This window comes from Yersinia alsatica, assembly GCF_902170305.1.
Classification (GTDB): Bacteria; Pseudomonadota; Gammaproteobacteria; order Enterobacterales; family Enterobacteriaceae; genus Yersinia; species Yersinia alsatica.
In genome coordinates this window covers 340,007-363,071 of the sequence record NZ_CABHWW010000028.1, presented here as the reverse complement: position 1 = coordinate 363,071, position 23,065 = coordinate 340,007, and the positions used below count along the sequence as shown (strand labels likewise).

The following is a 23,065-nucleotide window of genomic DNA, read 5'->3' as shown; positions in this document are numbered from 1 at the left end:
CATTTACATATTCCTTTTATCGAAACATATAATGTGAATTTATTTAATTATATAGTTCATATATCCGACATTAATACTAAATGACGCTATATACATTGTTATCTTGTCACCTAAGCTTTGCTTTAATCATATAACCATAAAATTTAATTACGACCAAGGGAGATATGTCACTAAAAAAGAGAATAGGATAAATAAATTAATGTTACCAAGCGAATCTGCGCTAGCTATTCCCCTTGAGAAAACTCAAGAGGAATAGAAAAAAGCTGAGTAATTACATGAGGAACTCGACTACACCGCCATTTAAGTTGTACATGCTACCGACTATTTTTATTTTCCCTTCTTTCTCTAATTTATTAATTATCTCACTATTTTTACGTATCTCATCAATAGTGTGCTTCACATTATTTTTTGCTACGGCATCGACATAACGTTCATTTTTACTGCTTTTTTCACCATCAAATTGCGTCGTCTCAATTGCTGGTTTAATTTTATTGAGAAGGCCAGTCAAATTGCCAAGCTCCACGTTATCAATGGCACCTTTTATCGCACCACAGGCGGTATGCCCCATGACCAAGATAACTTTTGCCCCTGCCGCTGCACACGCAAATTCCAAGCTACCTAATAAATCTTCATTCGAGATATTACCGGCAATCCTGGCATTGAATGTTTCACCTATCCCGGTATCCAGTACAATTTCGGCTGGCGCACGGGAATCAATACAGCTGAGAATAACTGCCGCAGGAAATTGACCGTCGGCGCTACTTCTCTTTTGAGCAAGATAATCATGTTGCTGCATTTTTCCAGAAATGAACCGCTTGTTACCCTGCTTCATTCCTTCAATGATTTGATCTGGTGTTAATTTATCCCTCTCTGCTTGCGTCAGGGCCGCTGCATAGGATATTTGAGGCAATCCCAATCCAATCCCGCCCATTACCCCTGCAGCAGTGATGCCAAGAGCAGCTTTAAGCACGTTCCGTCGGCTATTAGGATGGTTCTCTTCCGAACAGCAACCCGTTATCTTACTCATACACTCTCCTTAAAACTATTATCATCATTTGATACTGCATACTAATGAGCAGCCTATTAAATGTAGTACATGTAAGTTGTATTACGCGACTGCAAATGAGCTAGTAGTAAAAAATCAGCCTTTTCCTTAAGTTACGGTAATTGGTATTACAGACGTTTACTAAGATCTTTATGGTGAACTCTCATCCATTGCGCCAGTGAATCTAATGTTGGCTGTAATGTTTTACCCAATGCAGTAATTTCATATTCAACACGCGGCGGAACTTCGGCATAAACCTTACGGTAAACCAAACCTCGTTGCTCAAAAGCACGCAACTGCCGAGTAAGTTCTTTTTGAGTGATGGGGGCAATCGCGCGTTGTAATTCACCGAATCGGATTGGTGCAGCAGTCACAATCAAACGATAGAGAATTGGAATGGCCCACTTGCCGGCAATAAGCTCAACAAATTGCACCATCGGACATTTCTCGTCTGTTATGGCGTCATCAGCGGTAGGTAGCGATTTATTTTTAAGGCTAAGGGGCTTATAGACAGTCATTGCTTTCCTATTGCATCATTAGTATCAAATTGGTACCTACTATACTTTAGATACTTTTGTATTAAAAATGGTCTTCCGCCGCTATCAATGGAAGAGCAATAATGAATCGCTTAACAGATAAATATGCATTAATTACCGGGGGAACCAGTGGGATTGGGCTAGAAACCGCCCGCCAGTTCCTTGCCGAAGGTGCGACTGTCGCTATTACCGGTAGAAGTTCTGCCGCTTTGCACGCTGTACAAGCGGAGCTGGGAAATAAGGTGTTGCTGCTGAAAAGTGATGCCAGCAATATTGCCGACCAATCTCTGTTGGCCGCCAAACTGACCCAAAGCTGGCCACGTCTGGATATCGTTTATATCAATGCTGGAGATGTCACTCACCATCCGATAGATGAGTGGGATGAATCGAGTTTTGATCGCGTGCTCTCCACCAACCTAAAAGGGCCTTTTTTCCTCTTGCAGTCACTGTTACCTCTGCTGGCTAACCCTGCCTCGGTGATTCTTTGCGGTTCGGCCAGTGTGCATATTGGCTTACCTCAAAGCAGTGTTTATGCCGCCAGTAAGGCGGGGTTGCTGTCGCTTGCACGAACGTTATCGGGAGAATGGGCTGAAAGAGGCATTCGGGTGAATGGACTAAGTCCGGGGCCGACACAAACTCCTGCGCTGCAAAAACTGGGTTTATCGGGGAGCGAACAACAGAAATTGACAGAGCAAATTCGTCAACTGGTACCTATCAAGAGGATGGGAACACCGGCAGAACTGGCCCATGCCGCCGTTTTTCTGGCCTCAGATGAATCCAGTTTTGTTGTTGGCACTGAATTGCGGGTCGATGGCGGAGTCTCCAGCCTTTAAGGAGTATTATTGGCAGCAAATTAGTCACTTACTGAACATATTGTCTTAAGAATAAATTAGGTGCAGATTGAGGGATATTTCTAACTGGCACACAACCATGAGGCGAGATGATGAAGGCTGCAATAGTTAAGACGCTAGGTGAATCCCCTGTTTTTGGGCAGTTTTCTGAGCCGACGCCCTTGCCCGGTGAAACAGTCATTAATGTTGCGGTGGCGGGTATCAAACAACTGGATCGCGCCATTGTGAAAGGCACACATTACTCAAGCCCGAAAACACTGCCTATCATTCCTGGCACTGATGGCATCGGGTCACTGTCGGATGGCTCGCGAGTTTATTTTGCCTCTTTCCGCCAGCCATTTGGCGCCATGGCTGAGCGAGCTGCTGCATCCTGGTATGTTCCAGTGCCGTCCGAGGTTGATGATGCCACTGCCGCAGCATTAATTAATCCGGCATTAGCCGCGTGGTTGCCACTTGCCTGGCGAGCCAAAATCCAGCCAGGTGAAACGGTGCTTATCCTTGGCGCTACCGGCACTTCAGGTAAGTTAGCCATTGCTGCGGCACGTCATTTAGGAGCCGGTCGGGTGGTGGCCGCCGGCAGACGTCAGGCGGTGTTAGCGACATTAGGGGCGGATGCCACGGTGGATTTGACACTGCAAGGTTCCGAGCTAACCGACGCATTTACACAAGCAGCAGGTTCAACCGGTTATGACGTGATTGTCGATTATATTTGGGGGCCAGCGACCGAGGCGCTTTTCGCCGCACTGACCCGCTATGATCTAACCGCTCATGCCAATGAAAGAGGTATCCGCTTGGTGAATGTCGGCTCGATGGCTTCTCCAACTCTGCAACTGCCCTCCGCCGTTTTGCGCAGCGCGAATCTACAAATTTTGGGCAGCGGAACCGGGAATTTCCCACCGATTCCTGAATTAAAACGTATTGTCAGTGATATCTTCAGTCTTGCAGCACAACAAAAGCTCAGTATTGAAACCCAGCTTCATCGGCTGAAAGAGGTCAGTGAAGTTTGGAATCTGAATAAAAACAGTGATATTCGCTCTGTACTCGCTATCGGATAAATGCGGTCTCGGGTTGGGCTGCCATGAGCACCAACCCGAGTGATGGGCATTAAGATGTCTGCACAAAACGATCAAGCTGCCTGCGCAGTTGATCGTTTTCTTTCTTAAGCTGCTCAATGCGCTCAAGCAGCGTCAAGGTCATAGCTACACCAGACCAATCCAGATCCAACTCATTTTGCAGGCGTTGCGCGCGTTTCAGGCAGCTCAATGCATCCGCGTCAAAAATCCAAACTGTATCTGTGGGCTCTAACGGCACAATCACGCCGAGTCCAACCACCTCGACCAGCTCATCCTGCATCATCCCCGTTGACTGGCATAATTCAGTCACGGTGTAGGTGATTTCTATTTCAGCCATAATCTGTTACTCCCATCCAGTCCGAGGATTAAATGCCGCTTGCTCTGACAACTGTTGCCAAAGTACCCGCGTTTTCTCGTCTGGTTTCGGTGGCATCACCACTTTAAGGACCGCATACAGATCGCCAGTTCCTTTTTTGCTGACCAGACCTTTGCCTTTAATGCGCAACCGCTGACCACTTTGGCTGCCTGCCGGGATAGTTAGCGTGATTTTCCCCGTCAATGTCGGCATCTCGACACTCGCTCCCAAGGCGGCTTCCCACGGGGCTAACGGCACCACTATTTGTAAATTTTGGCCATCAACATCAAACAATGGATGTGGTGCGATGCGAATAATTAGGAATAAATCGCCATTGGCCCCACCTGCAAAACCCGGAGCTCCCTGACCTTTAAGGCGGATACGTTCACCATCGCCCACACCCGCAGGAATTTTTACCTTCAGTGTTTTGGCCGTTTCGCCACCCGCTCGGCCCGACGCATCAATGGTCGGAATCTTGTAAGAGATCGAACGCGTTTGTTCAGCTAATGTTTCTTCTAAAAAGATCGGCAACTCCATCTCAAGATCCTGGCCGCGAATTCCCTGAGAAGCACGATGAGAAGTGTGCCCAGCTGCCGCGCCACGGTTGCCAAAGAAAGATTCAAAGAAGTCAGAAAAATCATGAGCGCCGCCCCCAGTACTGCTATGCCACTGTTGGCCGCCAGTATTGTAGGCTGCTTGTCGTTGACCAAAGTGAGGGTCATTACGGTGCAATCTGAGTTCATCGTATTCAGCGCGCCGTTCAGCATCTTTTAAGACTTCGTAAGCTTCGGCAACTTCCTTAAACTTACTTTCAGCGTCAGCTTCAGAGCTAACATCGGGGTGGTATTTACGCGCCAGCCTGCGATAGGCGGTTTTAATCTCTTTAAGGGAGGCGGTTGGCTCCACTCCCATCACAGCATAATAGTCTTTAAATTCCATGCGAAAATATCCTTAAATTCAATGTGTTATACACAATAGATTTCAAGGTGCAGGGAGGCGGCAAGATTGAGCACTGCCAATACACCTGCAGTTTGAAAAATGACAAACACGCCATCTGGCTTATATAAAACCCATCAATGCATATCTCTATACGGGAACCCATGACCCTAAACTATAGCTTACCCTGCTCATTTAATGTTACCGCCGCAGATGCGGCTGAATCACTGATGTTAATCATATAACTGGTCGCTGGGTTTATTGGCCGCCGGCATCATTCTCTTCTGATTAACTTGCTTCACCGAGGAGCGCACCACCAGCTTGCCTTGCAGCAGGGTATTACTGAAAGGGGCATCCGGGCGCAATAAACGCCGCTGTAACAACTGGATAGCTTCGGCTCCCAACTCATCACGAGGGACATGCACCGCCGTCAGTGGAACATCATGGATTTGCGCCAAATTAAAACCATCCATACTCATCACTGAGATGCTATCTGGCACGCTAATTTTCAACTTATTCAGTGCATTAACCGCGCCAACAGCCATATAGTCCCCGCCGGCTAAAATGGCCGTAGGCAGTTGGTTTTTATCCTCACAGGCCATGATATAGGCGGTTATCGCCTGTTCCGCTTCTTCTGCACCAAAACCATGAGTAGTGACCAGATGTTGGTTATCATCAAAACTCATATTATTGCTGGCAAAAGCTTCTTTGATCCCCACCAGCCGCAGCTCCATGGTGTTACGCCGCAAACACTGCAATGTTAGAATACGCCGATGCCCCTGCTGTATCAGGTAGTTGGCAGAAAATTCTCCAATCAGCTGATGGTCAGGAGAGACGCTATCCAATGACATCTCTTTGTCGCGGCAGTTGATTAACACTGACGGCTTATGCACCCCAGCCGCCAATGTATGGATACGTGGGTCATCAATACCAATGATGATTGCCGCTTCCGTCTGCGGGTTGGTTATTTTTTCCAGAAACAGCGAGATATCACTGTGAGTCTCAGATAATCCGCAGTAGCGAACCATCACTTCATGTTGACTGACCGCTTCAGTTATTCCCTGAATAACTTTGTAGTAAAAAATATCAGTCCGCACATCAAACGCCCGGTGCGGCGCAAACACCATGATGTTATTGAGCATGAGCCGCCCACTGGATAAATTCTGCAAAATGCCCTGGGACTGGGCATAAGCCATAACCTGCTGTTTTGCCTTCGCGCTGGTGTTGGCTTTACCGGCTAATACTCTGGATACCGTGCTAATTGAAAGGCCCGTCTGATTAGCTATTTCTTGTATTTTTAGCTTTCCATTCATTTTGTGATCTCTCTCAAATTAGCAAATGAAAAAATTTTCATAGCCAGAAAATAGCTTATTTAGGGACTTACTTAATATAAATGCTGAAATATTACTCAGCTTATGAAAATTCTTTCAAAAAAACGCGTATTAAAGCCAATTTAAGCTAGTTACCTTGTTTTGGTAAACCAATTTTAAAAACTTATCAGTCCGGTTAATTTTGATTAAATATAAAAATACTAACAATATCAATTAAGTATGTTTTATCGCTACGATTTAATGTGAACAAAGTCACAATAAAACTCAGCGTAATCTTAATAACCGAAAATGGATCATACCAAAACAATAAGTTGGTCCGGTTAATTTACTGCTGACTAACGCCAGGAGGCTGGGATGAGTGTTGAGATTAATCAATCTGCTAAAGTTGTTGGGCGGCGGAAAATAAAGTCATTACGCTGGTGGATGCTGGCGCTATTTCTACTTGGGGTCACGGTTAACTATATTACCCGTAACTCTCTGGGTATCCTCGCCCCAGAACTAAAAACCAGTCTGAATATGACCACAGAGCAATATTCATGGATTGTGGCATCATTCCAGCTGGCCTATACCGTGTTCCAACCGCTTTGTGGCTGGCTAATCGACGTCATCGGTTTAAAGATGGGGTTCCTGATTTGTGCCAGTGTCTGGGCGGTGGTGTGTATGATGCATGCCGGCGCGGGGACGTGGTTCCAATTGGCGGTGCTGCGTTTCTTCATGGGCAGTGCTGAAGCCGCCGCGACACCAGCCAACGCCAAAGCAATTTCTGACTGGTTCCCGAAAAAGGAGCGCCCTATTGCTGCTGGCTGGGCAGGGGTTGGCTTCTCTATTGGCGCGATGTTGGCACCGCCAATTATCGTATTGGCCCATGTGGCTCTCGGCTGGCAAGGCGCATTCTTATTCTCCGGTGCCTTAGCCATGATTTGGGTATTGCTATGGTGGCGTTTTTATCATTCACCCGATACACATCCCAATCTGAGCAAAGAAGAATTTGAACTGATTCATCAGGACAATGAGCCAGTGCTGCCACGGCTGCCATTCCTTAAATCACTGGCTATCCTCAGCAAAAATAAGAAATTCTACGGCATTGCTATCCCGGCATTCCTGGCAGAACCGGCATGGGCAGTGTTTAGCTTCTGGGTTCCTCTTTATCTGGCGACCGAACGTGGTATGGATCTGAAACAGATCGCTATGTTTGCCTGGCTGCCCTTCCTGGCGGCGGATATTGGTAGTGTTGCCAGTGGCTACTTAACCAAGCTCTATCAAAAATGGTTTGGTTGCAGCCGCGTCAACTCAGTGGTTGCCAGCTCCGTCACCGGCGCTTTCATGATGGTTTCACTGGCCTTCGTGGCTATCACCAAAGACCCTTATCTGGCGATTGCGTTGATCTCCGTTGGTGGCTTCGGGCATCAGGTTATCTCCTGCATGCTTAGCGCATTAGTGGTTGAATCTTTTGATAAAAACCAAGTGGCAACCGTCAATGGGCTGCGCGGTTCCTCTGCCTGGATCGCCAGTTTCCTGTTTACCTTATTGATCGGCGCGGTCTCCGACACCATTGGCTTTAACCCACTGTTTATCGCCATGGGCTTCTTCGATTTGATTGGTGCCGTGTTCCTGATTGCCTTGTTTGCTGAGTTCCGTAATAAGAAACAGTCGGCTGCCTGATGCTATTAACCCAGCAACAGCGCACCATCCGCGCTGTTGCCAGAAAAAAGATGAGCTGTGATGAAAACATTAAAAAACTGGCAGTTAGTAAATGAATATCCCGACCATCTGGAATTGCTGGTCGATGGCCGACATAGTTTTTGTCTGTATGTATTAGAGCCAAACCTTTGTCGAGTGCTGATTAAACGCAATGGTGAGCTGGCACTGAATCGCACTTGGAGCATTGCGCCACAGGGCGATGTGCCTTGGTCTGGGCGTGACCGCCTGAGTCTGGAGGGCTTCTCTGTACCGGGTTATCAGTTAGAGCAGCGCCAACAGCAATTGATAGTGACCACGGATTGCTTACGAGTCACTATTCACCAGCCGCTCTATCTGGAGTGGGAATATAAAAACCCGCAGGGTGAATGGCAGCCACTGGCCGCAGATCGTCCTACTAGCGCTTATCTACTCAGCCCGCAAGGCGAAGCGATTGCTCACTATCAGCGCCGCTATCCTAATGAGCAATATTATGGCTTGGGGGAAAAAGCCGGGGATCTCAACCGCGCGGGCCGCCGCTTTGAGATGCGCAATTTAGATGCCATGGGCTACAATGCCGCCAGCACTGACCCGCTGTATAAACATATTCCTTTTACCATCACCCGCCGTGATGATGTCAGTTTTGGCCTGTTTTATGACAACTTAAGCAGTTGCTGGCTGGATCTGGGGAACGAGATTGATAATTATCATCTGGCTTATCGCCGCTATCAGGCCGAAGCCGGTGACCTTGATTACTATATGTTCCTCGGCCCCAAAGTGTTGGATGTGACCAAAGCCTTTGTTCGTCTGACCGGTAAAACACAGTTTGGCCCTAAATGGAGCTTGGGTTATAGCGGCTCCACCATGCATTACACCGATGCCCCCGATGCACAGGTGCAGCTACAAAAATTCATTACCTTATGCCAGCAGCATGATATTCCCTGCGACTCTTTCCAGCTTTCGTCTGGCTATACCTCCATCAAAAACAAGCGCTATGTCTTTAATTGGAACTACGACAAAGTGCCACAGCCGCAGGTGATGAGTCAGGCATTCTTGCAAGCGGGGATCAAACTGGCGGCGAATATCAAACCTTGCCTGTTACAGGATCACCCGCAGTATCAGCATGTTGCCGAGCGCGGGTTATTTATTCGCGACGGCGAAACCGGGCTGCCTGAGCGCTCTTCATTTTGGGATGACGAAGGTTCACACCTTGATTTTACCAACCCGGCAACCGTCGATTGGTGGCAAGAGAATGTCACCAAACAGCTATTGGAAATGGGGATTGGCTCAACCTGGAATGACAATAACGAATACGAAGTGTGGGACGGCGAAGCGCGCTGCAATGGATTTGGTGAATCTATCGCCATCAAACACATCAGGCCGGTGATGCCATTACTGATGATGCGGGCCTCAATGGAAGCTCAACAAGCATTCGCGCCAGATATACGTCCGTATCTGATATCACGCTCTGGTTGTGCCGGGATGCAGCGCTACGCCCAGACCTGGAGTGGTGACAACCGCACCAGCTGGCAAACACTGCGCTACAATATCCGCATGGGGCTGGGCATGAGCTTGTCTGGCTTGTACAACCTTGGCCATGATGTCGGCGGTTTTTCTGGTGATAAACCTGAAGCCGAACTATTTATCCGCTGGGTACAAAACGGCGTTATGCATCCACGGTTTACTATTCACTCATGGAATGACGACAACACCGTCAACGAACCCTGGATGTATCCAGCCGCCACACCAATGATCCGCGATGCCATGGCGCTACGTTATCGGTTATTGCCTTACTTCTACACGTTGCAGTGGCAAGCTACCCATGACGACGAGCCGATGTTGCGCCCAACTTTCCTCGATCATGAGCATGATGGCTGCACATTTAAAGAAAATGACGACTTTATGCTAGGTCGTGACTTACTGGTCGCCAGTGTGGTTGAACCGGCACAACGTCAGCGTCAGGTTTATTTACCGGATAATAATGTCGGTTGGTACTGTTTCCATACTGGGCAGTGGTACAGCGGCGGGCAAACTGTGGTGTTAGATGCGCCACTCGAGCGCTTGCCTCTGTTGGTGCGGGCCGGTGCCGCGCTGCCGCTATCACGGCGCATCGCTTTTGTGAATGCTGAACAGGACTCTCAGCGTGAGTTAGCACTTTACCCAACAAAAGGCGGCGGGCAATCCACTGGGATGTTGTTTGAAGACGATGGCGAAAGCCACCGCTGGCAACAAGGCCATGCATTATGGCTAAGTTGGCAGGTCACGACCGATAACCACCGTATTGATATCACCTTTAATCGTACCGGGAGTTACCAACCGGCATGGCAAGAATTGACGGTGACACTGCCAGAAAATGAACATCGTGAGTTATACATCAATGGTGTGGCGGGCCACACACTGCAACTGAGCCAGTTGGCTTAATCAGTAAACGCTGCGGGCTCCCTATCAGGGCCCGCTTATTTTTGCATTCAAGAAGGCATCAATTCAACGCGCTAACGCAGCAGTTTTAGTGAGCCCGTTAATGAACGCACCCATTTCTCCGGCCCAACCAATCCCAAGCCATCTAACTGCTCATCAATAAGAGAACGTAGTGGGAAAGCCGCTGCATAATCCTGAAAACTATGCATTGAGCGCGCAAATGCAGGGAAAGGGACTATCGCCCGCTCATCGGTGAGCAGCAATGCCTTCAGCAGCACCTCCCTCATCTGTGAAGCATTCGCCTGTAAAATAGGTACTGGCAATTTTGAACTGACATCAATTTCCTTCCCCACCAAATCGGATAACGTCATACCCGCCAGTTGTGGGAATTTTGCTGCTAAACCAATCCCTACTGCGCCGGTAGTATTGGCAATTAAGCCAACAGGAAGTTCGGGGTTAACAATAATCGCGATCCGCATTTGTTCTGCCACAGCCAGTGCCCTTTTGCCGCTAATGTGTACAAAATAGAATATCCCTCGTCAGCGGGTAAGTGCTTTCTTTTATCACCTTCATTCGGCTAATATTGGTAACCTATACCCTATTTAGACAATAAAAAGGTAGAAAATGCCATCACCATTAATAACTCCGGCAGATATAAAAATCTTAAAGCAATTACAACACTCAGGTCGCATGACCAACCAAGAGCTGGCCGATAAAGTGGGCATGGCCACCTCCCCATGCTGGCGGCGGGTAAAACAACTTGAAGAAAGCGGCATTATCACTGGCTATCAGGCTAATATTGATCGGCGCAAGATTGGGTTAGGCATTTTGGCTTTTATTCGGGTGAAAATTGATAGCCACAGTGAAGAGGAATCAAAGCTGTTTGAAATGCAGGTTGGCGCATTAAAACCGGTGATTGCTTGCTATGCCGTGGCGGGAGATGCTGACTTTTTGCTGCAAGTGGTCGCGGAAGATCTCGACAGCTTCTCGACCTTCGCGATGTCGGTCATTCGCCGACTCTCGGGGATTAAAGAGATGCAAACAACCTTTGTGCTGCGTGAGGTAAAACCACTGGATCATTTGCCGCTGTAATACCTCACGTCGACTCAATCTAGGCCGCCAGCACTCTGTTACGGCCCGATGCTTTGGCGCGGTAAAGAGCCTCATCCATGCGTTTGAATAAGCTATCGGTATCCTCACCAACTTGATGCTGCGCAACCCCCAAACTTACCGTGAGTTGCGGCAGATTAGGTTGGCAGATCATCTGAATAGTTTCTCTAATAGATTCAGCCACCTGTAATGCTCCATTCAGATCAGTTAACGGCAGAAGAATGACAAACTCCTCACCTCCCCAGCGGAAAACAATGTCGCATTCACGAATGATAGACTCTAGGGTTCTGGCTAATAGAATCAATACCTCATCACCCTTATGATGCCCAAGCTGGTCATTAATCGATTTGAAATGGTCTACATCCAATAAAATCAAACTAAAGTTCTGACCATAACGTTGGCTCTGGGCATGAGCATGTTCGACCAAAGGAAAGAACTGACGCCGATTGCCTAAATCTGTCAACGGGTCGCGTAAAGCAGCATGTTCCAAGGCTTGTTCAAGACGTTTTTGTTCAGTGATATCGTGAATAATACACAGCATCAATCGGATACCATCCAACTCTACCGGCCCGGCATAGGTTTGGACGTGGCGCGTCTCCCCATCAGCTAATTTATGAATAAAATTAAGCGGTTTATGGCCGCCGGGTAATTTGGCAACCTCATTCATGACAGGTAAAACATCCTTCCCCATGATATTAATTTCCCAGGTGTGCTTCATGCACATCTCATCGCGAGAATAACCGTAGAAACGTGTAGCCGCCTGGTTAGCATCAACAATTTGCCCCTCCCTTGAGGGATCAATAAGGAGCATTGGGGCAGTATTGGTACTGAAAAATTGCTGGTAAAAACCCGGCACATCACGGGAATAAGGTTTTGAATATAGCTGCCCGACATTGGGCTGAGTCAGTACAGTGTCTGAAATATAGAGCCCTTCAAAAACAATCACATCGCCGTAAGGTTCTAGCTGAGTGAGGGAAAGCTGGCAACTCAGGGGAAAGGTATTTTTTCCTGTCTGAACAGTCCAAATCTCCACAATTTGGTCATCGTCGGCTAATGCGGGGAGATAAGCGCTTAGCTGCTGCTGCGCATGTGCTGAAAACCGCCCATTGCGCATGAGTGACAATGGACAATTGCCTGCAATTTTCCGGGCTTCCTTGTTGGCAAAGAGTATTTCCTGATTTTTGGGCAACACGACCCAAACCGGCGTACTCAAAATATTTAATGCATCTAAGTAAGCTATCAACATAGGAATACCGATAAATATTTGGCATGAGAACAGAATACAGTTAATTACCTTGAATTCACTCTATTTCTATTTACACAAAAGCTTACCAACAAAATCCACTCAAAATTGCAACTATTCTGTATAAGTTGCACAAGTATTATTACAGCAAGAATAATTAGCGTCTATCTTTATCAATGAGCACCACTCTCTTAAGTAGAGGCATTTATGTTTCTAAATTATTTTGCACTGGGTGTACTTATTGTCGTCGCTCTCGTTATCTTCTATGGAATCATTATTCTTCATGATATTCCTTATTTAATCGCCAAAGCCCGTAATCATCCCCATGCCGATGCTATCCACGTCGCCGGTTGGGTAAGCTTGTTTACTCTTCATGTTATCTGGCCATTCTTATGGATATGGGCCACCTTGTACCGCGAGGAACACGGCTGGGGCATGCAAAATCAGGAGGCTGCGTTTACACAATTGCAGCAACGCGTGACAGAACTGGAGCAAAAACAGAACAGTACCACCATCCCGCCATTGGAGTAACATCATGGATTTGCTCATTATCCTGACGTACGTCGCGTTTGCATGGGGGGTATTTAAGATATTTAAAATACCGGTAAATAAATGGACGGTACCCACTGCGGCATTAGGCGGTGTTGTTTTAGTCGGCGCACTTATATTATTAATGAACTACAACCATCCTTATACTTTTCTGGCACAAAAAGCAGTTATTTCTATTCCAATAACACCTCAGGTCACCGGTATTGTCACTGAAGTAACAAATAAGCAAAATTCATTAATGAAAAAAGGTGACATCCTTTTTAAAATCGATCCTATCCGTTATCAAGCCCGAGTTGATAGATTACAGGCCGATTTGGTCACTGCCGTTCATAATGCTCAGGCACTTAAAGGGCAATTAGACGAAGCCATCGCCAATACATCTCATCTCAGTGCAGAACGTGACAGATTATCCAAAGACTACCAGCGCTATTTAAAAGGGAGTAGAGCGCAAGTAAACCCCTTCTCTGAAAGTGATATTGATAACGCCCGGCAGAACTATTTGGCGCAGGATGCATTAGTGAAAGCATCCGTCGCCGAACAGGCACAAATTAAAAGCCAGGTAGATAGCGTGCTAAATGGAGAACAATCTCAAATTGTTAGCCTCAGAGCTCAGTTAACCGAAGCAGAATATAATCTTGACCAAACCGTCGTGCGCGCCCCAAGCAACGGCTATGTTACTCAGGTATTGATCCGCCCCGGAACTTACGCCGCAGCTCTACCATTGCGCCCGGTGATGGTTTTTATTCCTGAACAGAAACGCCAGATTATCGCCCAGTTTAGACAAAATTCATTGCTGCGACTCAAAGCCGGTGATGAAGCTGAAGTGGTTTTCAATGCCCTACCCGGGGAGGTCTTTTCTGGCAAGCTGACAACCATTGTCCCCGTGGTACCTGGCGGCTCATATCAAGCTCAGGGAGCACTACAATCACTGAATATTATGCCCGGCACTGATGGCGTGATGGTAATTATTGAGCTGACACCGAACAGTGAAATTGACGCATTACCTGATGGTATTTTTGCTCAGGTAGCCGTTTACTCCGACCATTTCACCCATGTTTCGGTAATGCGCAAAGTTCTGCTGCGGATGACCAGTTGGACACATTATCTCTATCTCGATCATTAGACGTAAATCGAGCGGCATAAGTATCTTCAACATCAGGAAGCTAATATAAATCAGAATATTAGCTTCCTATCAAAAAATCGAGTTAACCCACAACCCGTGGTACATCGCTATTGTTTCGTAGTATCAAATGCTTGCAGCAACCATTGTTTGAACTGCTGCACATCTTCACGTTCGGCTTTTTCACGGCTAGTCACAAAGTAGTAATTACCGCCGGGCAATATCCCCGGTAGCGCTATATGCAGCAAGCGCTGCGCCAGTGCGTGATGAATTAACAATTCACTGGCCAGTAGCACTCCCTGCCCCGCGATAGCGGCCTGAATGGCGTGTGTCTCATCATCAAAGCGAATCCCCGACTGCACCGCTAACTCTGCCGGACCAAAAGTCTCACGCCAATGCCACCAATCCGGTTCTGGCGTCGGTACGTGGCGGTTTTCAATGTGAAACAGGGTCAACCCAAGCAAATCCTCTGGGCAAGATAGTTTTAACTGTGGACTGGCGACTAACACGAAGCGATCACGATATAGCAATGTGTTATCGAGTGTTTCGTCAGGTTGCATGCCGTAGCGAATAGCGCAATCAGCCATTGCGCTGCGCACATCGACCAGCTCAGTGCTGCTGTGTAAACGCAACTCCAACTGCGGATGCTGGTTGTGCAGCGCTGGCAAACGGGGTACTAACCAATTGGTTAGGAAGTTAGACGTGGTACTGAGAGTCAGCACCTCCGGCTGTGCTGCATTGCCAATGGTATCAAGCGCTTCACGCAAGGTGGCAAACATGTTCTCGGAAGCTCGAAAGAGAATATCACCGGCAGGTGTTAGAGTGACGGCGCGTGCCGAGCGGGTAAACAGGCGCTGATTTAACGCCTCTTCCAGTACACGGATTTGATGGCTAATGGCGGTTGATGTCACACCAATCTCCTCCGCCGCATATTTAAAGCTGGCGTGACGAGCCACAGCATCAAAAACACGGATTGCAGAGAGCGGCGGCAGACGGCGTGATTTCATGGATGAATTTAACTCATCAATGGCTGAAAAGTATGACTTTGATTCAACCGGTTAATAGGGCGTAGCCTGTTGGCATTCACAAACTGTTCATGATGATTATTCATCATAATCAGGCTAACAGGAAGCCCGATGACTCAATTTACTGCGATAAAAACTTCATCACCTACACGCCACCTGACACTGCTGGCTCCCGGTATCGCCCAAGCTTTGATTGCACTGGATTACGCCATAGTTTACGTAGCACTGCCAACACTGGCGCAGCAACTGGGGCTTTCGCTCAGTGAGATGCAGTGGGTGGTTTCACTCTATGGCCTGACATTTGCCGCTTTGCTGTTACTCGGCGGCAGTCTGTGTGACCGTGTCGGCGCACGGCGCATCTTCAGTATCGGTATGACGTTGTTTTTACTGGCGTCGGTGCTAGGTGGACTGGCACAAGATGGCTCTCTGTTGCTGATCGCCCGCGGCGGACAAGGGATTGCTGCGGCACTATTGCAACCGGCAGTTCTGGCATTGATGGCGCAGCGTTTTCACGGCGAAGCCCACCGACGCGCACTAGCAATCTGGAGCGCCATTGGTGCACTGGGGCTGGTGGCGGGTGCAATCCTGGGTGGCGTGCTCACGGCACTGAACTGGCGGACCATCTTTTTCCTTAATCTACCATTAGGGCTACTCGCGCTATGGCTGGTCAGACGCGACTTTCCCATACTGCGACCACAAAGTGAGGCGCAAGGCATTGGTATCGGGGCATTGGTTGGTAGTGCGGCGGCGGGTGCGCTGGTCTGGGCGCTAATGCGCTATGCCGAAAGCGGTGAGGCTGATTTTTTCGCCAACCGACTAGCTGCGGCGGCGATACTGTTATTCATTTTGCATGAGCGCTACGCACCACGTCCTTTGCTATCACATTCACTGCGGGCACTACCTGGCCTACAAAGCGGCTGGCTCAGCAGTGCCTGCTATATGGCCAGCGTCGGCAGCCAGTTTTACGCCATGACGCTGTTGTGGCAACAAACTTGGCAGCAAGATGCCGTAACTACCGGGTTGCTATTCACACCATTGGCCCTACTCATTGTGGTAGGGAATGCGCTTTATACTCGGCTAACAGCACGATATGCCAGTTCACAAGTGCTGGCCGCCGGGTTCGCTAGCGCGGCTCTCGGACTAGGGCTGTTGGCCGCCGCTCTAACCACACCACTTTCTCCGTTATTTATATTTGGGATCGTGTTGAGCGGTATAGGTCACGGGCTAATTTACCCGGCAATGTTCGCTGTGGGGCTGGCGTCCGTTCCCACACAGCAGCAAGGCCGCGCAAGTGCAGTGATGATTACCAGCCAATATACTGCAGGCGCAATGGCACTGGCCGCAATAACTGTACTGCTCGGCACCCAGCCAGATCTGGGCGACTGGTCCATAGTATTCCAACTACTGACCGGTGCCGCACTGATCGGCATGTTAATTGCCCTGTGCTCACCAAGGCGCTAATCATCAAAAGACAACAAAGTAGATTTCAATAGACGAACAGGTATATAGGAATAACTAGATTAGCCTGAGAAGTGCGGATTTACTGGGTTTGATGGACTTCGGGAGATACTACGAGACGTTAAGTTGGAGCGGGTGAAGGGAAATCACCCCCACTCCAGAGATCTCGTAATCCCATGGATTTATTAACAAAAACGTGATGCATTGTAGGATACATTTGTAGGAGGAACTACAACGTTTTGCAAAGCTCTTATACCTTAAAGCGGGCAGTTATCAAGGCTGCGGCAAAAGTAGTAGTTTTTTGAAGATGCAACAGAAGCACGGTTTAATTCGCGCACTTGCTGAACACTAATGTGCCTATCGGTAATGTTCGCAAAAAATGCATGATGAGGAGATATGGGGATAAAAGGTTGTAAACCATCAGTATCTCCAGGGTAGTAATCAGCAACTAAAAACTCCCCTCTACTCGCTGTTAATATCCCCCACTTAGTATGCCCCATATGACGAGAAATCTTGCTCAGCATTACATGAATCTCAAGACCCGATGCAAGGTGGTGTAACAAGCCGTCATTTTCTAAAATGAAGCTATATCCATTTTTTTCTAGAATCTCTTGTTCATCAATAGATAAACGATGACCGAGTCCGTTGTTGAAATGCACATCATTTCTCTCCTTGTCCCTTGCAAGACCTCGTAAACGCCACAAGTGATAGTAACGGCTAATATCGTCATGCCTTCTCTCAGTAAAAGGAGTATCAATGTTGTCTATGACATTAAAAAAAGCGGTTTCGATACTGATCATATAGCCTTTTTCAGACCGATGATCCCAAGCTCGTTTTGCACAAAAAATTGCGGCGTCTGGTTTACGCTGCACCCATCGAGAAAGAGGTTTATCAAAAACAGCGACTGTCCCCTTTTCATCTGTAAACTTTTTTATGCAATGCGCCGCATGGATATGTTGATCAACGGATAATTGGTGAGGGTTTTTCTTTTGGACTCTTCTAAAAGTTGGTTGTGTCATAAGGATTTTCCCGGTGCCCATAACCGAAAAGTCAGCATCAACTCACCTTCAGGAGATACATTCAAGTCTCTCCTCATTTCTTGGAGCAGTAGTGACAACAACTGATCATGACGTTCAAGGGTTCGGCTCGGATTGCTTGACTTTGTTTCGTCCTGAAACGCTTGCAGGGCTTTGATCACTGATGCGGGCGCAACAAGATTAAGGTTGTTGCAAGCTACGGCAAACCGCTTTTGTCCCTGTAAATTGTTATCGCCTTCAAGAATGTCACTCAGACTAGAAACAAGTTCTTTATAGTGAGCTAAGCGTTCTTTTCGCAACTCGGCTTCTCGTTCACGTTTTTTCGTGAACCAGTAGCCAACAACTGCAACTGCTAACGCCGTTGAGGATGCTATTACTGTCGTGACAATTTCGAACGCCATCAACATAACTCCGCTAAACCGAGGACTTTGCCGAAATAGTTTTCGTTGAACCATTTAGAGGCGGCAGCACGATAGCCCTTAATTTTATTGTGCTTCAACTCAGGAAAAAGGCGATCATAACCGGCAACTTTCAGCGCCTCTACATACTCGAGAAACCCTAGTTCTATTAGACGTGGATGAATCGGAACCTGACGAATAGCGTTCACTGTTTTCAGTGATTTTTCACCGCCAGTCAACGCCTCGTCATCTATCACCTTATCCGGCTTATCGAGGTTAAAATCCACATAGGCGACACCGTTTTTGTCCATGCGAATATCCGCCAGATAAAGCTGGCAAAGTTCATTGATACGCCCGCCCAGATACAGCGCCAATAATGGCAGCCAATAGTGATACGGGCGAAAACTCGTGTAACGCCCGTATTGATTGGGCGTTCCCGCCCCGTTCTTAAACCACTCAGCAGAGAAAATTTGTATTAGCTCTTCTTCGGTGAACTGATCGCGGCGATCTTGCTCCCGCACCATAACGCGGCGCTGAGCAAGAACATTCTCGGCAGGGTTATCAAACAGGTAACGCTCGCTCTTGGCCCATTTCATCATTGAACCAAACGACTCAATATGCCTGCCAATCGCATCTCTGCTCATTACCGGCCGACCGTCAGCTAACGCCTTTTCAATCAGCTTGCGTGTATCTGAAATCTTATATTTACGCCGCAATAGATACAAATTGCCGGGCATATTCTGCATTCTGGTGACGTAATCTTTCACCACATCGCGATCCAATTCACCTAGAGGCAAATCTCCCATAATCTTCGTGAAGTGTTCAATTCGGGAGCGAATTTTACCCTCGGTGGCTAGCTTAATATCACCCGTATTTTTATAAACCAGAAACGCATCCAGCAGTTCTGAAACCGTCATGCTTGCATACGTCGGATTGCAATACGGATTGGTGGTAGCAGCCGCAGGAAGTGCTGTTGCGACAACTGCCGGAGCAGTTGGTAGAGTGGGTAACGCTGGCTCCGATTTCGCAAACGCTCTATCCCAGATACTGCGCAGCTTTTCAGCTTGCACATTGTTGATAAAGAGCGAACTCGCTTCCAGCGTAACTCCGGGCAAATCCAACAGCCAAAGTGCAAGTGGATTGCCATTGTTAGCCCTGAATGCAGCTATTTCCACAGCTAGCCCTTTCTGCAACGCCATAAGAGCAAACTGTGGCTGATAAAGCTGCATATATCCGTTTATCGCAGCCTCGGCGCCGTAATGTGCAATGTTGTTTAAAACGAATCCATGCGTATCAGGATCACGCTCAAGCATGCTGAAATCATCAATCAGAAAGCCACGCTGGTTCGCCACAAAGCCATACAACGGCACATTGTCTGCCAGAAGATGCTGAATGACCGTCTCAAGCCCAACCCCAAATGACTCACAAAACAACGACAGGCTGATTTTGCCAGCGCCAGCCAACAGTGGGGCGTTACCCCGAATCTTCTCTTTATCCAATTGTCTGAACTCTTCCAAAGACGCATACCACTTATCCAGCAAACGCGCGGCGATAGCTCTGGCATTTGCAACACGGGTTGTGCGGGTAGATGCATGTATTTCACGCTGCCCTATCAGGGCACGATAACGAACCGGAACGGTGATCCGCAGAACGTATATCCCGCTGGAACGTCGATAGAGATTATAACGCTGAGCCATCGGCTGTATCACTCCTTTGTAGGAGGATCACGAGTGCCATCACGTATGATTTTTAAAAAGACAGTGGAATTAATACGTTAAGGAAGTTTTGGAGCGGGTGAAGGGAATCGAACCCTCGTATAGAGCTTGGGAAGCTCTCGTTCTACCATTGAACTACACCCGCTTCGGTGTGCGGTTTGCATTATAACCGGTTCTTTGACGTGGGCAAGCGAAGATATAGCCTAAGCGCCGGTATTTTAAGCGATTAGATTAAATTAAGCCTAACAGCGGCTGTTTTTATGGAAATATTTTGCTCAGTAAAAAGGGCGCCGTAGCGCCCTAATGGATTTACCGTTAACCGAATTCTCTTATTTTACCGGGCGCATCGCCGGGAACAAGATAACATCACGGATGGTGTGGCTGTTGGTAAACAGCATCACCATACGGTCAATACCAATGCCCAGCCCCGCTGTTGGCGGCAAACCATGTTCCAGAGCAGTGACATAGTCTTCATCATAGAACATCGCTTCGTCATCACCCGCTTCTTTGGCGCTAACTTGATCAGCAAAACGTTGTGCCTGATCTTCAGCATCATTCAGCTCAGAAAAGCCGTTACCAATCTCGCGGCCACCAATGAAGAACTCGAAGCGGTCAGTGATAAACGGATTATCATCATTACGACGTGCCAGCGGAGAAACCTCTGCCGGGTATTCAGTAATGAAGGTTGGCTGGATCAGGTGGCTCTCTGCGGTCTCTTCAAAGATCTCACATTGAATGCGGCCTAAGCCCCAGCTCTTCTCTACTTTGATACCCAATGACTCAGCAATAGCCACAGCTTTGTCCATATCGTCTAAATCAGCCACATTGGTTTCAGGACGATATTTGCAAATGGCTTCTTTCATCGTCAACTTGGCAAAAGGCTTACCAAAATCAAAGGTCTGCTCACCATACTGCACCACACTGCTACCCAATATGGTTTCTGTCAGTGTACGGAACAGCTCTTCGGTCAGCACGATCAAGTCTTTGTAATCCGCATAGGCCATATAGAGTTCCATCATGGTGAACTCTGGGTTATGGCGCGGTGAAACACCTTCATTACGGAAGTTACGGTTGATTTCGAACACCCGTTCAAAACCGCCGACAACCAGGCGTTTCAGATACAGTTCTGGCGCGATACGCAGATACATATCGATATCCAGTGCATTGTGATGAGTCACAAACGGGCGCGCAGAAGCACCACCAGGGATCACTTGCATCATTGGAGTTTCGACTTCCATGAAGCCTTTTTCCACCATGAAACTACGGATACCTGACATCACTTGTGAGCGAACTTTGAATGTATGGCGAGACTCATCGTTAGCGATCAGATCCAGATAACGTTGGCGATAGCGCGTTTCCTGATCAGCCAGACCGTGGAATTTATCCGGCAGTGGGCGCAATGCTTTGGTCAGCAAACGCAGCTCGCTACAGTGGATAGACAACTCGCCGGTTTTAGTCTTAAACAACTTACCGCGCGCACCCAGGATATCGCCCAGATCCCACTTTTTGAATTCTTCGTTATAAACGCCTTCCGGCAGATCATCACGGGAAACGTACAGCTGGATTTTGCCGCCGACATCTTGCAGTGTCACAAATGAAGCTTTACCCATGATACGACGGGTCATCATACGGCCAGCCACAGTCACTTCGATATCCAGCGCTTCTAATTCTTCATTCTCTTTGCTGTCGTACTCAGCATGCAACTGGTCAGAAAGATGCTCACGGCGGAAATCATTAGGGAAAGCAATTCCCTTCTCCCGCAATGCAGCCAGTTTCTCCCGACGAGCTTGTAACTCACTATTGAGCTCTTGCGCTTGCTCAGCGACTTGTGGTTTTTGCTCTGACATCTCAGTTCCTCATAGCCCGGCTTTCAAACTTGCTTCAATGAATTTGTCCAGATCGCCATCCAGTACCGCTTGCGTGTTACGTGTTTCCACACCAGTACGCAAATCTTTGATACGGGAGTCATCCAGAACATAAGAACGGATCTGGCTACCCCAACCAATGTCGGACTTGTTATCTTCCAGAACCTGTTTATCAGCATTTTTCTTTTGCATCTCAAACTCATACAGCTTCGCTTTCAGCTGTTTCATCGCTTGATCTTTGTTTTTATGCTGTGAACGGTCATTCTGGCACTGAGTCACGATATTGGTAGGAATATGGGTAATACGTACCGCAGATTCCGTTTTGTTAACGTGCTGACCACCCGCACCAGATGCACGGTATACGTCAATACGCAGGTCCGCCGGGTTGATTTCGATATCAATGTCGTCATCAACTTCTGGGTAGACAAAGGCAGAACTGAAAGAGGTATGACGACGGCCGCCAGAGTCAAACGGGCTTTTACGTACCAGGCGATGTACGCCAGTTTCAGTACGTAACCAGCCAAATGCGTAATCGCCGATGATCTTAATGGTGGCAGACTTAAGGCCAGCAACATCACCATCAGATTCTTCAATGATTTCAGTTTTGAAACCCTTGGCTTCAGCCCAGCGCAGGTACATACGCAGCAGCATGCTGGCCCAGTCCTGAGCTTCTGTCCCACCGGAACCGGCTTGCAGGTCCAGATAGCAGTTAGCGCTGTCGTATTCACCAGAGAACATGCGGCGGAACTCGAGCTGGCCCAGCTTGCCATCAAGAATATCTAACTCAGCAACAGCTTCGTTAAAAGTCTCTTCGTCGTCAGCTTCAATGGCTAATTCCAACAAACCGGAAACGTCTTCCATACCTTGATCCAGTTGATCAATAGTGGTGACAATTTCTTCCAGCGCGGAACGCTCTTTACCCAGCGCTTGGGCGCGCTCAGGTTCATTCCAGACGTCGGGCTGTTCCAGCTCGGCGTTTACTTCTTCCAGTCGCTCTTTCTTGGCATCATAGTCAAAGATACCCCCTGAGAACATCTGTCCGATCAGACAGGTCCTGAATTCGGTTTTTTACCGGGTTTATTTCAAACATGGTTTAAAGTCTTACGTTGAGTCGTAGATGACGGAATGTCATTAGAACCGGTAATTCTAACGGATCTCAACGACGGTTTATAGCACGTTGACTATATTTGTAGCGCCTTATCCTGCTTACCTAGCGTTACAGCAGTGTAAGTAGCGCTTATTGGCTCGGCCCCTCCATGGACCTTGCCCCTTTGAGGCCACAATCAGCCGGGTTCAAACCTGCCTGCGCTAGATTTATCACTC

General features: G+C 47.9%; 21 protein-coding genes and 1 tRNA gene. 8 read left to right on the top strand and 14 right to left on the bottom strand.

All coding sequences use genetic code 11. The features are described 5' to 3' along the window. Window positions 1-271 precede the first annotated feature (271 nt). Together FTA96_RS18745 and FTA96_RS18740 are read right to left on the bottom strand one after the other, a co-directional pair. A complete protein-coding gene (locus FTA96_RS18745) occupies window positions 272-1,027 on the bottom strand; it encodes a carbonic anhydrase (RefSeq protein WP_145574526.1) in 756 nt (251 codons plus the stop codon). A 146-nt stretch (window positions 1,028-1,173) separates the two neighbouring features. Further along, window positions 1,174-1,563 carry a winged helix-turn-helix transcriptional regulator gene (locus FTA96_RS18740; protein ID WP_050109838.1) on the bottom strand — a complete coding sequence of 130 codons (390 nt, stop codon included), beginning with the start codon at window positions 1,561-1,563 and terminating at the stop codon, window positions 1,174-1,176. Between the two features lie 101 nt (window positions 1,564-1,664). On the opposite strand from FTA96_RS18740, the gene FTA96_RS18735 reads away from it, so the two are divergent. Further along, complete coding sequence (locus FTA96_RS18735; RefSeq protein WP_050109839.1) at window positions 1,665-2,414, top strand: SDR family oxidoreductase; 750 nt, start codon at window positions 1,665-1,667, stop codon at window positions 2,412-2,414. Window positions 2,415-2,524: 110 nt separating this feature from the next. Continuing rightward, a complete protein-coding gene (locus FTA96_RS18730) occupies window positions 2,525-3,487 on the top strand; it encodes a quinone oxidoreductase family protein (protein ID WP_050135901.1) in 963 nt (320 codons plus the stop codon). A gap of 49 nt (window positions 3,488-3,536) precedes the next feature. Here FTA96_RS18730 and cbpM read toward each other — a convergent pair whose 3' ends face one another. From cbpM to FTA96_RS18715, 3 genes are all read right to left on the bottom strand, one after another. Continuing rightward, window positions 3,537-3,842: a chaperone modulator CbpM gene (gene cbpM / locus FTA96_RS18725; protein WP_050123990.1), complete on the bottom strand. Its 306-nt coding sequence runs from the start codon at window positions 3,840-3,842 to the stop codon at window positions 3,537-3,539. A gap of 6 nt (window positions 3,843-3,848) precedes the next feature. Then, complete coding sequence (gene cbpA / locus FTA96_RS18720; RefSeq protein ID WP_145574524.1) at window positions 3,849-4,799, bottom strand: curved DNA-binding protein; 951 nt, start codon at window positions 4,797-4,799, stop codon at window positions 3,849-3,851. 230 nt (window positions 4,800-5,029) lie between these two features. Next, entirely contained in the window at window positions 5,030-6,109 is a 1,080-nt protein-coding gene (locus tag FTA96_RS18715; RefSeq protein ID WP_050109843.1) for a LacI family DNA-binding transcriptional regulator, read from the bottom strand. Window positions 6,110-6,481: 372 nt separating this feature from the next. On the opposite strand from FTA96_RS18715, the gene FTA96_RS18710 reads away from it, so the two are divergent. Continuing rightward, window positions 6,482-7,789 (top strand): MFS transporter, encoded by a 1,308-nt coding sequence (locus FTA96_RS18710; RefSeq protein WP_050109844.1) that lies wholly within the window; start codon window positions 6,482-6,484, stop codon window positions 7,787-7,789. 60 nt (window positions 7,790-7,849) lie between these two features. Continuing rightward, window positions 7,850-10,225 (top strand): glycoside hydrolase family 31 protein, encoded by a 2,376-nt coding sequence (locus FTA96_RS18705; RefSeq protein ID WP_145574522.1) that lies wholly within the window; start codon window positions 7,850-7,852, stop codon window positions 10,223-10,225. 71 nt (window positions 10,226-10,296) lie between these two features. Here FTA96_RS18705 and FTA96_RS18700 read toward each other — a convergent pair whose 3' ends face one another. Then, window positions 10,297-10,719 carry a DUF2000 domain-containing protein gene (locus FTA96_RS18700; RefSeq protein ID WP_186372899.1) on the bottom strand — a complete coding sequence of 141 codons (423 nt, stop codon included), beginning with the start codon at window positions 10,717-10,719 and terminating at the stop codon, window positions 10,297-10,299. Between the two features lie 127 nt (window positions 10,720-10,846). Here FTA96_RS18700 and FTA96_RS18695 point away from each other — a divergent pair, with 127 nt between their 5' ends. Then, window positions 10,847-11,314, top strand: coding sequence for an Lrp/AsnC family transcriptional regulator (locus FTA96_RS18695; RefSeq protein WP_145574519.1), 468 nt, complete (start codon window positions 10,847-10,849; stop codon window positions 11,312-11,314). A gap of 19 nt (window positions 11,315-11,333) precedes the next feature. Here the strand turns inward: FTA96_RS18695 and FTA96_RS18690 are convergent, their stop codons facing one another. After that, window positions 11,334-12,578, bottom strand: a complete 1,245-nt coding sequence (locus tag FTA96_RS18690) for a sensor domain-containing diguanylate cyclase (RefSeq protein WP_050123986.1) — start codon at window positions 12,576-12,578, stop codon at window positions 11,334-11,336. 204 nt (window positions 12,579-12,782) lie between these two features. Here FTA96_RS18690 and FTA96_RS18685 point away from each other — a divergent pair, with 204 nt between their 5' ends. Together FTA96_RS18685 and FTA96_RS18680 are read left to right on the top strand one after the other, a co-directional pair. Continuing rightward, the gene (locus tag FTA96_RS18685; protein ID WP_050109848.1) at window positions 12,783-13,106 is read left to right on the top strand and encodes a DUF3302 domain-containing protein; all 324 of its coding nucleotides are present in this window, start codon (window positions 12,783-12,785) and stop codon (window positions 13,104-13,106) included. 4 nt (window positions 13,107-13,110) lie between these two features. Continuing rightward, window positions 13,111-14,247 (top strand): HlyD family secretion protein, encoded by a 1,137-nt coding sequence (locus tag FTA96_RS18680; RefSeq protein WP_050109849.1) that lies wholly within the window; start codon window positions 13,111-13,113, stop codon window positions 14,245-14,247. Window positions 14,248-14,354: 107 nt separating this feature from the next. Here the strand turns inward: FTA96_RS18680 and FTA96_RS18675 are convergent, their stop codons facing one another. After that, window positions 14,355-15,251, bottom strand: coding sequence for a LysR substrate-binding domain-containing protein (locus tag FTA96_RS18675; protein WP_050109850.1), 897 nt, complete (start codon window positions 15,249-15,251; stop codon window positions 14,355-14,357). A 129-nt stretch (window positions 15,252-15,380) separates the two neighbouring features. Between FTA96_RS18675 and FTA96_RS18670 the strand changes: the two genes are divergently transcribed. Further along, window positions 15,381-16,730, top strand: coding sequence for an MFS transporter (locus FTA96_RS18670; RefSeq protein WP_145506656.1), 1,350 nt, complete (start codon window positions 15,381-15,383; stop codon window positions 16,728-16,730). 254 nt (window positions 16,731-16,984) lie between these two features. Here FTA96_RS18670 and FTA96_RS18665 read toward each other — a convergent pair whose 3' ends face one another. The 6 genes from FTA96_RS18665 to prfB all read right to left on the bottom strand — a co-directional run bounded on the left by FTA96_RS18665 (window position 16,985) and on the right by prfB (window position 22,832). Further along, entirely contained in the window at window positions 16,985-17,746 is a 762-nt protein-coding gene (locus tag FTA96_RS18665; RefSeq protein ID WP_050073602.1) for a hypothetical protein, read from the bottom strand. After that, window positions 17,743-18,165 carry a hypothetical protein gene (locus FTA96_RS18660; protein WP_050073601.1) on the bottom strand — a complete coding sequence of 141 codons (423 nt, stop codon included), beginning with the start codon at window positions 18,163-18,165 and terminating at the stop codon, window positions 17,743-17,745. The genes FTA96_RS18665 and FTA96_RS18660 overlap by 4 nt, the downstream gene beginning before the upstream one ends. After that, complete coding sequence (locus FTA96_RS18655) at window positions 18,165-19,859, bottom strand: site-specific integrase (RefSeq protein ID WP_145574517.1); 1,695 nt, start codon at window positions 19,857-19,859, stop codon at window positions 18,165-18,167. The genes FTA96_RS18660 and FTA96_RS18655 overlap by 1 nt, the downstream gene beginning before the upstream one ends. 89 nt (window positions 19,860-19,948) lie before the next feature. Continuing rightward, window positions 19,949-20,022, bottom strand: a tRNA-Gly gene (locus FTA96_RS18650). Window positions 20,023-20,206: 184 nt separating this feature from the next. After that, window positions 20,207-21,724, bottom strand: coding sequence for a lysine--tRNA ligase (gene lysS, locus FTA96_RS18645; RefSeq protein WP_050109852.1), 1,518 nt, complete (start codon window positions 21,722-21,724; stop codon window positions 20,207-20,209). Between the two features lie 9 nt (window positions 21,725-21,733). Continuing rightward, window positions 21,734-22,832 (bottom strand): peptide chain release factor 2 gene (gene prfB, locus FTA96_RS18640; protein ID WP_098906695.1). Its coding sequence is split into 2 segments (ribosomal slippage): window positions 21,734-22,756 and window positions 22,758-22,832, totalling 1,098 coding nucleotides; the frame shifts between segments, so codons are not numbered across the junction. Window positions 22,833-23,065: the final 233 nt, after the last annotated feature.